This window comes from Pseudomonas sp. ARP3, assembly GCF_001029595.1.
Lineage (GTDB): Bacteria > Pseudomonadota > Gammaproteobacteria > Pseudomonadales > Pseudomonadaceae > Aquipseudomonas > Aquipseudomonas rhodesiae.
Genome location: NZ_LEKF01000026.1, coordinates 1 through 12,461 on the forward strand (window position 1 = coordinate 1; position 12,461 = coordinate 12,461).

The window sequence follows — 12,461 nt, forward strand, 5'->3', positions numbered from 1 at the left end:
TGGAACCACCTGATCCCATCCCGAACTCAGAAGTGAAACGATGCATCGCCGATGGTAGTGTGGGGTTTCCCCATGTGAGAGTAGGTCATCGTCAAGATTAAATTCCGAAACCCCAATTGCGAAAGCAGTTGGGGTTTTGTTTTGCGCGCTCGAAAAGTGTTGTAAAGCTTTTTCCTTTTCCTCCACCGTCGATATAAAGCTCCGCTACGACGTCATGAGGAGCTGATTGTCTCGTGACAAAAACACCATTGAGTACCGTTGAAGAAATCGATGCAAAGCGTCTCTGCATTTTTGGTAAGGTGCAGCTCATTTTCAAAGGGACTTATCTTCATTCGCAGGACGCGGCAACGATCTTTTTCAAAGAGATGCTGTAGAAATGCCTGAAGTGATACCGATCAAGGACCACGAGAAAGAGAATCGTCTGGTCAACAAACGCCTGCTTGCCTGTGCATTGCTGGTCATTGGCATTACTTGTGCCCTAGTGGGCCGTATGTATTTTTTGCAGGTGGTGCAGTTCGACTATCACTCTACGATCTCCGAAAACAATCGCGTCCACGTCCTGCCTATCACTCCCACCCGTGGACTGATCTATGACCGCAACGGTGTAGTGCTTGCCGACAACCGCCCCAGCTATAACCTGACGATCACCCGCGAGCGCACCACAGACCTTAAGGGGGAGCTGGACACGATCATCGACTTACTGCACTTGCCTACTGAAGATCGCGCATTGTTCGACAAAGCCCTCAAGCAAGCGCGCCACCCTTTCGTTCCGGTGACCTTGTTTTACGAACTCACCGAGGAACAGATCGCGGTGCTGGCTGTGAATGAGTTCCGCCTACCCGGGGTTGATGTGGAACCACAATTCGTTCGACATTACCCCCTGGGTCCGCATTTTGCTCATTCCATTGGTTACGTAGGCCGGATCAACGAGAAGGAGTCCAAGAACCTAGATTCTGTGGAATATCGCGGTACTCAGTCGATCGGCAAGACTGGAATCGAACGCTTCTACGAGTCCGAGCTGCATGGTCATGTGGGTTACGAAGAGGTTGAGACGAATGCTCAGGGCCGGGTGCTTCGCGTACTCAAGCACACCGACCCGGTCCCTGGAAAAAATATTGTCCTGAGCCTCGACGTCAAACTTCAGGAAGCAGCAGAGCAAGCCTTGGGGGATCGCCGTGGTTCGGTGGTTGCTCTCGATCCGCAAACCGGCGAAGTACTGGCCATGGTCAGCAAGCCAAGTTTCGATCCGAACCTCTTCGTCACCGGTATCAGTTTCAAGGAATATGCCGCACTGCACGACTCTATCGACCGGCCTTTGTTCAACCGTGTCCTTCGGGGTCTGTATGCGCCAGGCTCAACCATCAAGCCCGAGGTGGCCATCGCTGGTCTCGACAGCGGTGTCGTCACTGCCCAAACCCGCGTGTTCGACCCTGGTTACTACCAGCTCCCGGACTTCGACCACAAATACCGCAATTGGAACCACAGTGGCGATGGTTGGGTGGACATGGACGCAGCTATCATGCGTTCTAACGACACTTACTTTTATGACTTGGCCCACAAGCTGGGAATCGATCGCCTGCATGATTACTTGGCCGAGTTTGGCCTGGGTCAGAAAGTGTCCATGGATATGTTCGAAGAGTCAGCCGGGCTGATGCCTTCCCAGGCATGGAAGCGCGCCACACGCCGCCAGCCTTGGTTCCCCGGTGAAACGGTGATCCTCGGCATCGGCCAGGGCTACATGCAGGTCACCCCGTTGCAACTGGCTCAGGCCACCGCTTTGATCGCCAACAAGGGCGTGTGGAACCGACCGCACTTGGCCAAGACCATCAACGGTGTGCCGCCAGTAGACGAAAACCCCATGCCAAACGTTGTCCTTAAGGACCCGCGCGACTGGGAGCAGGTCAACCACGGTATGCAACTGGTCATGCACGACCCACGCGGCATCGCGCGGGCGGCCGCACAAGGTGCGCAGTATCGGATCGCTGGCAAGAGTGGTACCGCGCAGGTCGTGGCGATCAAACAGGGTGAGCGCTACAACCGCGAGAAAACGCTGGAGCGCCATCGTGATAACGCCTTGTTTGTAGGCTTTGCTCCAGCCGAGCATCCAAAAATTGTCATTTCGGTCATGATTGAAAACGGCGAGGCCGGTGGCCGTGTGGCGGGGCCTGTGGTGCGGCAGATCATGGATGCCTGGTTACTAGACCAAGAAGGGCACCTTAAACCGCAATATGCAACACCTGCTAAAGGGCCCGGAGATCCTCACGTTTGAGTCATGGTTTCCATTCGCACCAGCACTCTACGTCCTCGTAGGCCAGCCATGGTTTAGCCTGGGCGGTCCAGATGTGCGAGGTTGGCCTGACGCCTGGGTCATCATCCAGCGTTGCCACTCGCACGATGACATGAGGCTGATGCCCACGTTCAGCCATCAAATGAGAGCCGCACCGCGAGCAGAAATGCTTGTGCTTGCCCGGTGACGATTCGAAGGACGACAGCAGCTCCTGTCCCTGCGTCCAAACAAAGTGTTCCCGCATCACCCCGGCGGTGCTGACAAAGGGGGCCGCATGCACTTTGCGACAGCTGTCGCAGTGGCAGTGGCTGATAGGCATCTCCAGGCGGAGTACTTGATAGCGCACCGCCTTGCAAAAGCAACTTCCGTTGAGTGGGTCAGTCATAAGGTAGGGTCAGTTCATGGACGGGTCATCATCATTGCTTACAACTCCAGGTTGCGCATTGTTTGATGTCACCTACGGTCAATGGAGGAGGTGACTTATGCACGTATTAGATCGCATCGAGCGAAAAATCCTGCTCAACGCTTCACGTAAAAAAGTATGGGACGCGCTGACAGATGCCGAGCAATTCGGCCAATGGTTTGGCATTGCTCTCAAGGGCAAGGCCTTTGTCGAGGGGGAGATCGTTGAGGCGCCGATCACTTACCCTGGTTATGAGCATGTCGTCTGGAAGGCCAGGATCGAACGAATACTGCCGCAGACCCTGTTCTCATTCAGTTGGCATCCGTTCGCGGTCGACGACACTATCGACTATGACAAGGAAAGCCCGACCCTGGTGGAGTTCACTATCGAGGACCATGCGCCCGGTATTCTGCTGCGGGTGGTTGAGTCAGGTTTCAACGAAATTCCCGATGCCCGTCGCCAGAAGGCGTTCAAGATGAATTCCCGAGGCTGGGACGAGCAAATGGGCAACATCGAGAATTTCCTCAAATGATGCCCGCTGTGTATTTACTATCGGAAACTGTCTGACAGGGAGAGTGCCATGTCTGGCCAACGTCATTACCTCGGATTCATGCCGCCCTACATTCTCAATCGCCTGATTGATCATGGCTCCGAATGGCAGCGTTCGCGCGCATTGAAAACCCTGACGCACGTCCGTCAGTTCTTGCCCGTGACCGCTCGCCAATCCCAGGCGCCCGTCACCGAGGCCCATCAGCCCGGTCAACTGCAGCGCAATATTTACGATGCTCAACACTTGACCGTGCTGCCTGGCGCGCTGGTTCGGGTCGAAGGTCAGCGTGCCAGCGGCGATGTCGCCGTAGATGAGGCGTACGATGCCTTGGGCGCCACCCATGACTTTTTCTGGCAGGTCTATGGTCGAGACTCTATCGACAACCGGGGCTTTGCGCTGGCCGGCACCGTGCACTACGGAGAGGGCTATGAAAATGCGTTCTGGAATGGGGCGCAAATGGTGTTTGGCGACGGCGATGGCGAGGTGTTCCAGCGGTTTACGCGCTCGCTCGACGTGGTGGCGCACGAACTCACCCACGGAGTCATCGAAAGCGAAGCGGGCCTGGTCTATCGCAATCAATCCGGGGCACTCAACGAGTCGATTTCCGATGTGTTCGGTGTGCTTACGCGTCAGTACGTCCTCAAGCAAACTGCAGAGCAGGCCGACTGGCTGATCGGCGCCGATCTGCTGACCGACAAGGTCAAAGGTAAAGGCCTGCGCTCGATGTCCCACCCTGGCACGGCCTATGATGATCCTGTGCTCGGCAAAGACCCGCAGCCTGCGCATATGGACGATTTCATCAATACCCAAGACGACAATGGCGGTGTGCACCTCAACTCCGGTATTCCCAATCGCGCGTTCTACCTGGTCGCCATAGCACTTGGCGGTTCGGCCTGGGAGCGGGCTGGCCAAATCTGGTATGACACCCTCTGCGACAAAAACTTGGACAACGACGCTAACTTTCAGGCCTTTGCTACTCTGACCGTACAACATGCCCACCAACGTTTTGGCACTGAAGCGGCTGATGCTGTGCGTAAAGCCTGGGAGGAAGTCGGCGTCGGTCCAGCAGGAGAATCACGCAATGAAAGAACTTCCGGCCTTGGGTAACGACGCCACCGTGCGCCTGTCCCGTCAGGGCGGCCAGGTGACCACCATGACCCGGCCGCGTGAAATCGAATTTGCTCAGTGCAATGTCGATGAGCGTGAGCAAATCTGCAATGTGCTGAACCGTTGCCTGCCGCAAACGTCGACGGATGTAGGCCGGGGCGATCAGCGCTTCTATCAGATTGAAGTTCGCTATCGCTCGGACAATCGCGACGATCAACTGCGTTTTACGGTACCGGAAGACCAGGCCTCGGAAGAGCTGAAGCGTTTATGGGACAAGGGCCAGGTGTAATAACCCTTCTGCATGAGTATTACTTTTCGCCCCGAAGCTCGCGCCGCGTAGAATCACCGGCTCAAAGCGATTTCTGAGGTGCGGTACGGTGGATTTACAGCAGGGTTTTGTCCTGACCCGGCATTGGCGCGATACCCCGGCCGGCACGGAGGTCAGCTTCTGGCTGGCCACCGACCAGGGGCCACGGTACATCCGTCTACCCGTTCAGACCTCCGTGATGTTTATCCCTGAAGCCCATCGCAAGCCGTTGGATTGGCTGCTCAAGGGGGAGCGCGATGTCGAGTTGCGCCCGCTGCAGCTGTGTGACTTCCATCACCGCCCCGTCCTCGGTCTGTATACCCGCCAGCATCGCCAGTTGATGGACCTGGAAAAACGCCTGCGTGCCGCGGGCGTCGATGTGTACGAAGGCGACGTACGGCCTCCTGAGCGCTACATGATGGAGCGTTTCATCACTGCGCCCGTGTGGTTCGGTGGTACGCCGCAGGCCACGGGCGTGCTGTCGGACGCCCAGATGAAACCCGCGCCGGGCTACCGCCCGCCGCTCAGGCTGGTGTCCCTGGATATCGAGACCACCGCCCAGGGCGACCTGTATTCCATTGCCCTGGAAGGCTGCGGCGAGCGCCAGGTGTATATGCTCGGGCCGCCCAATAAGACCGACGCCGTGGACTTCAAGCTCGACTATTGCGACAGCCGCGCTCAGTTGCTCGAACGTCTCAATGCGTGGCTGGCCACTCATGACCCTGACGCCATCATCGGCTGGAACGTGGTGCAGTTCGACCTGCGGGTGCTCCATGAGCACGCCCAGCGCCTCAATGTGCCCTTGCTGCTCGGGCGCGGTGAAGAGGCCATGAGCTGGCGTGAGCATGGCAGTCGCAACCATTACTTCGCGGCGGCGCCGGGACGCTTGATCATTGACGGCATCGAAGCGCTGCGCTCGGCGACCTGGAGTTTCGAATCGTTCAGTCTGGAAAACGTTGCGCAAACCTTGCTGGGCGAAGGCAAGGATATTTCTACGCCGTACCAGCGCATGGACGAAATCAACCGCATGTTCGCCGAGGACAAGCCCGCCCTGGCGCGCTACAACCTCAAGGACTGCGAGCTGGTCACGCGAATTTTCGAGAAAACCGAACTACTCAAGTTCCTGCTGGAGCGTGCCAGTGTCACCGGGCTACCGGCTGACCGCAGCGGCGGCTCCGTCGCCGCATTTACCCACCTCTACATGCCGCTGATGCACCGCGCAGGCTTCGTCGCACCGAACCTGGGCGATAAGCCGCCCCAGGCCAGCCCTGGCGGTTTCGTCATGGACTCACGTCCCGGCCTCTACGAGTCGGTGCTGGTGCTGGATTACAAAAGCCTGTACCCGTCGATCATTCGCAGTTTCCTGATCGACCCCGTGGGCCTGATCGAAGGCCTCAAACACCCTGATGACCGCGAATCGGTGGAAGGCTTTCGCGGTGCGCGGTTTTCCCGCACGCGCCATTGTCTGCCGTCGATTGTCGCGCGCGTGGCCGAAGGGCGCGAAGCGGCCAAGCGCGAACACAACGCACCGCTGTCCCAGGCCCTGAAAATCATCATGAACGCCTTCTACGGCGTGCTCGGCTCCAGCGGCTGTCGGTTCTTCGACACGCGTCTGGCCTCCTCGATCACCCTGCGCGGTCACCAGATCATGCGTCAGACCCGCCAATTGGTTGAGGCCCAGGGCTATGAAGTGATCTACGGCGACACCGACTCCACCTTCGTGTGGCTCGGCCGTGCGCATTCCCAGGAGGATGCCAGCCGCATCGGCCAGGCGCTGGTCACGCATGTCAACGATTGGTGGCGCGAGCACCTGAGCACCGAATTCGGTTTGCAGAGCGCCCTGGAATTGCAATACGAAACCCACTTCACGCGCTTTCTGATGCCTACCATTCGCGGCGCAGAGGAGGGCAGCAAGAAGCGCTACGCCGGCCTGGTCGTGCGCAGCGATGGTCAAGAAGAGATGATCTACAAGGGCCTTGAGACTGTGCGCAGTGACTGGTCGCCCCTGGCGCGACAGTTCCAGCAAGAGCTTTACCGCCTCATCTTTCACCGCCAGCCGCACCAGGCGTACATCCGCGATTACGTGCGTAGAACCTTGGGCGGCGAACTCGACGAGTTGCTGGTCTACCGTAAACGCCTGCGCCGCCGCCTGGACGATTACGAACGCAACGTCCCGCCCCATGTGCGAGCGGCGCGTTTGGCAGACGATTACAACGACCGCCTGGGTAGGCCGCGCCAGTACCAGCGTGGCGGCTGGATCAGCTATGTGATCAGCGTCAACGGGCCCGAACCGCTGGAAGTGCGCCAGGCGCCGATTGACTACGATCACTATGTCACCCGCCAATTGCAGCCGGTGGCCGACGCGATTCTGCCGTTCGTAAATGATGATTTCAGTACGTTGGTCGGCGGGCAGATGGGGCTGTTCTAAAACACTTGCGATGCACGGTCGGGCGTGTGCACGCTTGGGGCTCCGTCATAAAGGAGAGGCCATGATGTATACGCTCTACGGCACCGACGAATCCGGCTCATGCATGATCGAAATCGCCTTGCAGCGTTGTGCAGTACCGTGGCATCGGGTGGACGTCAGCTCCTGGCACGACGGCGAAGGCAGCGAGGTCCTGGCGCGTATCAACCCGCTCAAACAGATCCCGACGCTGGTGATGCCCGATGGTCAGGTACTGACGGAAAGCGCCGCCATCCTGATTCATCTCGGCCTGGCATTCCCCGACGCGCACCTGCTGAGCGGCGACCGCGCGCAGATCATCCGGGGCCTGGTTTATATCGCGGCCAATTGCTACTCGGCGATCGGCATCATCGATTACCCACAGCGTTGGTTGGGTGACGCGCCCGAGGCGGTGCAAACGCAACTGGTCTGTGGCACACGCCGTTATCTGCATCAAGCCTGGGTGGTATTCGCCGAACAGTTTGCCGAGCAGTTGTTTGCCAACAACGGTGAGCCCAATGCCTTGGGCATCATGGCGGCGGCGGTGTCGCGTTGGGACGCCGCGCGGGAGGCGTTGAGCGCCGTAGCGCCAGGCTTTGCGCGCACCTTGGCGCGTGTGGATGCCGACCCCGGCGTGGCGCCCGTGTTCGCCCGGCATTGGCCGCAGTGGACGGCGTCGTGATGATTCTGCAATCAGGCGAAACAATCCCTGCGGCCCCACTCAACCCCTTGCGTCACGGGCGTCCTGACCTACTCTTTCTCAAAGTGCCGTAGGAATCATCCTTGAATTTGACTGTCGCAGACATGAAACTCAAGAACCCTGCATGAAATTCAAAGGAGGTGCGCATGCTCATCCGGTCGCTGACCCTGGCTACCTTGATGGCGTTTACGGGGCCGCTGTTGGCGGCTGAGGATATCAACCCGCTCAAGCAGGATTTGGGCAAGGCCCGGCCGCTGGTGGTGGTGGAGCTTGATTCCGGCAACGATACGTTGGCCAAACTCAAGAAAGAGCTGGACGAGCCGGCCACCAAGCAGTCCTTTGAAGAACGCAGCATGGTGTTCTACACCGTCAAGTTCGGCAGTATCGGAGCTGAAGGTGAGAAGTTCGCCAAAGACCCGAAAGACAACAAGAAGCTTACCCCGCCGGAAACCAACGCATTGATCCGCGCCCTCAAGCTCGGTGCCGGCAGCGGCACCAAAGTGATTCTTGTGGGCAAGGACGGCGAGAAGAAACTTGAGAGGACCGTGCCGCCGGACACCCTCGATCTCAAGGAATTCTTCAGTACCATCGATCAGATGCCCATGGCAGAAAAAGAGGCTGCGGCGGCTCCTGAGCCCCAACCTGCGGCGCCTGCCCCGGCTCCGGCCAAGGGCGCCAAGCCTGCTAAACCCGGTAGCAAACCCGCGGTGCAACCATTGGACGATTGACGTCAGCAGGAGCGAGCGTGCTCGCTCCAACCGCTATGCCCGCTGTTTGCGCAGCGGAAACGGAAAATAGAAGAACCGCAGGAATGCCACGCGCTTGATCACCTCCCCGATCAACAACGGCGCGATCACCGCCACCCCAAACCCGATACACGCCGCGACGAATTCATGCAGCCCCAGGCGCACCAGCAAGTCGACCGTCTTGTGCTGGATCTCGCCATGGAAGATCAGCAGGATCAACGTGGATTGACCGATGTAGGTCATCACCCGCGTGAGCAGCGCCGATACCATGATCACCTTCGCCAAAGCCCAGCACAGGTACACGCCGATCAGCGCCAGCAGGCTGGTCCACAGCCAGTGGTCGTAGCGACGTTGCGCCAGGTCCATGGTGGCGTGGCTGTAGAGGAACACCGCGGCGAACAGCACCACCGACACCAGCAGCGTCAGCCATGAGCCGGCGTGGGTACGCAGCCAGTCGCGCAATAGGTAGCCATACACGAAACAGGCGCTGCTGATCAGTGTGACGTCGAGGCTGAAGGGCAAGCCGGGCAGCACCCACGTGTGCTCGCCGAGCGTCACCGGCAGTTGCCAGAACCACGGCAGCATCCAGGTGCCCAGCAGCAGCGGTACGATCATCGCCGCGCAACTCACCGCCAGCGGTAAACGTTGAATCAGCCGCAGCAGCAACCAACTGAACAGAATCGCCACCCAGAAATGCGGCAAAAACCACAGCGCCTGCCAGGGGATTGTGGCCACCGTGGCATACAGCACGCCGCCGATATCCGGCAGTAACGGTTGGCCGCGCAGTACATCGCGCACGATCACATACACCAGCATGGTGAAGAAAAACGGTTTGAGCAGACCATCGGCCTTGCGCAGCGCCATCTCCACAAATGGCTGTTCCGGTTTGAAAAACACCCCGGACAGAAAGAAAAACAATGGCAACACAAACGACGCCAGGATCGGATACAGCAGATCGGGCGACTTGGCGACGAACCAACTGTGGGCATACACGATCACCAGGATGCCGATGCCTTTGGCGATGTCCATTTGGATCCAGCGATGTTTCACCTCAGTGCTCCCATTCGATCACACCCAATCTCATGCTTTACGCCACGGCTTGAGCCATAGCCCCAGGCCCACCAGCACCACGGCGCCGGCCAGTGTGCTTAGCCCCAACTGCAGCCATGCGCCCTGCACCGGGAACAGCAGCAGCGCCGCCAGGCCCAGTGCCAGCGCGCTTAGCAGCCAGTGGCGCATCCACGGCACCTTGGCGAGTAAACCCTGGCGCTGCATCAGCAGCAGCGCGGTGCAGATCACCCCGGCCAGTGCGGCCAAAGGGATGCCCGCCAGACCAAACACGAAGGGCAGGGCGCCCAGTAACAGCACATTGACCAGGCTGCCCAGCAGCTCGCAGCGCAGCGGCTGGCGTGTGTCGCCAGCGGCGTAGGCGTAGCGCGCGAGCAAGGCGTTCCAGGCGCCGAACACTAGCGGCACGGCAAACCAAGCCAGCAGCAGCGGCAGTGGCGAATCCATCGCGTGCTTGGGCAGCAGCAGCGTGACCAGGCTCGGCGCGGCGGCCACCAGGCCGACGCCGGCGGGCAGGGTCAGCACGCTGGCGGTCTCCAGGCCGCGCTTGAGCAAGGCCAGACGCTCATCGCCTTGACGCTGGCTCATCATGCCCAGCAGCACCTGGTTGAGGCTCATCAGTGCAATCAGCGGCAGGTTCATCAGCTTGCGCGCCAGGTTCACCCAGGTCACAGCGCCTTCCCCCAGCAGCGATGCCACCAGGCGTTCAATCAAGGCCAGGCCCTGGCTGGCGCCGTTGCTCAGCAACAGCGGGCCGATGCGCTGGCCCAGTTCGCGTAAAGGCGCAAGCCTCAGTTGCCAGCGCCATGGGCGCCAGCCCTGACGCCAGATCGATGGCAACAACGCCAGCGGCATCAACAGGCTGCCGACCAGGCACGCCAAGGCCAACGACTGCGGCTGCGTGGCGCTGCCCGCGAGAGCGAGGTAGGCCACCGGCGGCAGGTTGAATAGCAACGACCCCAGCCCCGCCAGCACAAAGCGTTCGTTGGCTTGCAACGGAATACTGAACAAGGCGTGCAGCAGCAACCCCGGCACGCACCACGCAACGATCTGCAAATTATTGCCGGCCAGGGCGGCGGCACCGGCGGCCAGCCCCGGCCCCAGTATTTGCACCAGCCACGGCGCCAACAGCGTCAGCAGCAGACTGGTCAGCAATGCAATCAGCAGCAAGGCCGGAAACAACACCGCCAGCCAATCCGCTCGCTCAGCATCCTTGCGCGCCAGGAACAGCGGCAGGGCGGCGGCACTCAGCACGCCACCGGCCAGGGACATGCGCAGCGCTTCGGGCAGGAACAACGCGATCAGGAACGCATCGCTACGTTCGCCCGCGCCCCACGCCGCTACCAGCAGCCATTCGCGCGCAAACCCCAGGCATAAGCCCAAGAGGGTCGCCACGGTCAGCCATGCGGCGGAGCCGAGCATCAGGAGTGGGCGCCATCAAGCAGCGGCTTGCCGTAAGCCACACGCTTGACCTGCGGCACGCGCGCCGGAAACAGCCGCCGCGCCTCCAGTACATTGATCCCCACCATCAGCCAGAACAGCGCCACCATCACTACCGCAAAACTGAAGTAGTGATCGAACAAGCCGCTGACCAGCGCCGCCAGGATCCCGGCCGTAGTACCCAACCACAGGGCATTGTCCTTGGTCAGGCGAATCGGGCCTTTATCCGGGCGCGCTTCACGCCACCAGCGCACGGTCACCGCGACGAACAGCAGCATGCCCACCAGACCAATCTTGTAGATGTAATTGAGCCACAGGTTGGAGATCCCCAGCAGGTGCGAACCGGGCACCGGTGGGTCGGCCTTGAACCCGATACCCAGGGGATACGCCGCCACCGCCTGCGGGAACATGCGGTACTCGTCGAAGCGCACCTCCGTACTGGCATTGCTCGACGAAAAGATGGTTGCCAGGCGATCCTGCAACGGCGGATAGGCCAGCACCAGCGCTACTGTCAGCGCGGCGCCGATCATCAGCAGGCGCCCGGTGTACGGCACTCGCCGCGTGGCCATCCAGATCAAAACCAACGCCAGGCTGACCATCGCGCCACGGCTGCTGGCCAGCAGCAGCGCCGCCGCGCCGAGGCACGCCACGCCCAGGCCGAGGGCGCGTTTCCAGCCTTGCTCGGTCATGCCGAAGCAGAATGCCAGAGGCAACAGCAAGGCCATGATCCCGCCGATGGCATTCGGGTGGGTCCAGGGCGAACCCATACGCGACGACATGGCTTCCAGCCCGAACTTGAGCATGTCGAAGTTGGCGTAGTTGAACATCGCCAGGATCGGCGCAATGCCGGCACCGGAGCGGGTGCGCACGAACACGGCGATGGACAGTAGCAACATCGCCAGGGTGCCCAGCAGCAGTGCGATCACCAGGGCTTCGCGGTGTTTGCGCTGCACCAGCAGTTTGGCGGCGAGAAATACCCCCGACAGGTTCAGCAACCAGCGCAGCCAATTGGCTACGCCACTGGTGTCGGCCTGGATGGTGACCTGGCCGACGATAAACGGAAACACGCTGAACAGCATCAGCCACAGCAGCATCTGGTCGGTCGGCCGCGACGCCAGGCTCGGCGTGGCGGGCAGGCGCGCCAACAAGCTGTGCCACAGGATCGCGCCCCAGGTCAGGGCCAGGATCGCTTCGCTGACCGTACTGCGGATGCCCAGATTGACGGTGGAGTACGGCATGAACGTCGCCAGCCCCGCAAACAGCAGCAAGCCCCATAACGGGAAGCGCAAAATGGTCACCATGCCCGCCAGGCCAATCACCGCCAGGAATGCCTTGGCCGGTGACAGCAACAAGGCCAGGGCGCCAAACAGCAGGCCGAAAAGGATCGCGACGAGGCTTGCCAGATTCACT

General features: G+C 60.2%; 11 protein-coding genes and 1 rRNA gene. 8 read left to right on the forward strand and 4 right to left on the reverse strand.

Translation table 11 applies throughout. From position 1 onward, the window contains the following. Together rrf and mrdA are read left to right on the forward strand one after the other, a co-directional pair. Positions 1-97: ribosomal RNA gene (rrf, locus tag ABX75_RS28125) — 5S ribosomal RNA — on the forward strand; the annotation flags it as partial. A gap of 279 nt (positions 98-376) precedes the next feature. Beyond that, entirely contained in the window at positions 377-2,269 is a 1,893-nt protein-coding gene (mrdA, locus tag ABX75_RS23685) for a penicillin-binding protein 2 (protein WP_034096798.1), read from the forward strand. Between the two features lies 1 nt (position 2,270). On the opposite strand, the gene ABX75_RS23690 is transcribed toward mrdA, so the two are convergent. Next, positions 2,271-2,672: a GFA family protein gene (locus ABX75_RS23690; protein WP_047882768.1), complete on the reverse strand. Its 402-nt coding sequence runs from the start codon at positions 2,670-2,672 to the stop codon at positions 2,271-2,273. A 97-nt stretch (positions 2,673-2,769) separates the two neighbouring features. Between ABX75_RS23690 and ABX75_RS23695 the strand changes: the two genes are divergently transcribed. The 6 genes from ABX75_RS23695 (at position 2,770) to ABX75_RS23720 (ending at position 8,525) form a co-directional block, all read left to right on the forward strand. Then, positions 2,770-3,222, forward strand: coding sequence for an SRPBCC family protein (locus ABX75_RS23695; RefSeq protein WP_034096800.1), 453 nt, complete (start codon positions 2,770-2,772; stop codon positions 3,220-3,222). 48 nt (positions 3,223-3,270) lie between these two features. After that, positions 3,271-4,347 carry a M4 family metallopeptidase gene (locus ABX75_RS23700; protein ID WP_047882769.1) on the forward strand — a complete coding sequence of 359 codons (1,077 nt, stop codon included), beginning with the start codon at positions 3,271-3,273 and terminating at the stop codon, positions 4,345-4,347. Next, positions 4,322-4,636, forward strand: a complete 315-nt coding sequence (locus tag ABX75_RS23705) for a protealysin inhibitor emfourin (protein WP_034096802.1) — start codon at positions 4,322-4,324, stop codon at positions 4,634-4,636. Before ABX75_RS23700 ends, ABX75_RS23705 begins: the two co-directional genes overlap by 26 nt. A gap of 88 nt (positions 4,637-4,724) precedes the next feature. Further along, the gene (locus ABX75_RS23710; RefSeq protein ID WP_047882770.1) at positions 4,725-7,082 is read left to right on the forward strand and encodes a DNA polymerase II; all 2,358 of its coding nucleotides are present in this window, start codon (positions 4,725-4,727) and stop codon (positions 7,080-7,082) included. Between the two features lie 64 nt (positions 7,083-7,146). Continuing rightward, positions 7,147-7,779 (forward strand): glutathione S-transferase family protein, encoded by a 633-nt coding sequence (locus tag ABX75_RS23715; protein ID WP_047882796.1) that lies wholly within the window; start codon positions 7,147-7,149, stop codon positions 7,777-7,779. A 164-nt stretch (positions 7,780-7,943) separates the two neighbouring features. Then, positions 7,944-8,525, forward strand: coding sequence for a DUF4174 domain-containing protein (locus ABX75_RS23720; RefSeq protein ID WP_034112813.1), 582 nt, complete (start codon positions 7,944-7,946; stop codon positions 8,523-8,525). A gap of 33 nt (positions 8,526-8,558) precedes the next feature. Here the strand turns inward: ABX75_RS23720 and ABX75_RS23725 are convergent, their stop codons facing one another. The 3 genes from ABX75_RS23725 to ABX75_RS23735 are packed head-to-tail and all read right to left on the reverse strand — an operon-like array spanning position 8,559 to position 12,460. Further along, positions 8,559-9,572 carry an acyltransferase family protein gene (locus ABX75_RS23725; protein ID WP_177329709.1) on the reverse strand — a complete coding sequence of 338 codons (1,014 nt, stop codon included), beginning with the start codon at positions 9,570-9,572 and terminating at the stop codon, positions 8,559-8,561. 51 nt (positions 9,573-9,623) lie between these two features. Further along, positions 9,624-11,033: a lipid II flippase MurJ gene (locus tag ABX75_RS23730; RefSeq protein ID WP_047882772.1), complete on the reverse strand. Its 1,410-nt coding sequence runs from the start codon at positions 11,031-11,033 to the stop codon at positions 9,624-9,626. Next, positions 11,033-12,460 (reverse strand): O-antigen ligase, encoded by a 1,428-nt coding sequence (locus tag ABX75_RS23735; RefSeq protein ID WP_034096807.1) that lies wholly within the window; start codon positions 12,458-12,460, stop codon positions 11,033-11,035. The genes ABX75_RS23730 and ABX75_RS23735 overlap by 1 nt, the downstream gene beginning before the upstream one ends. Position 12,461: the final 1 nt, after the last annotated feature.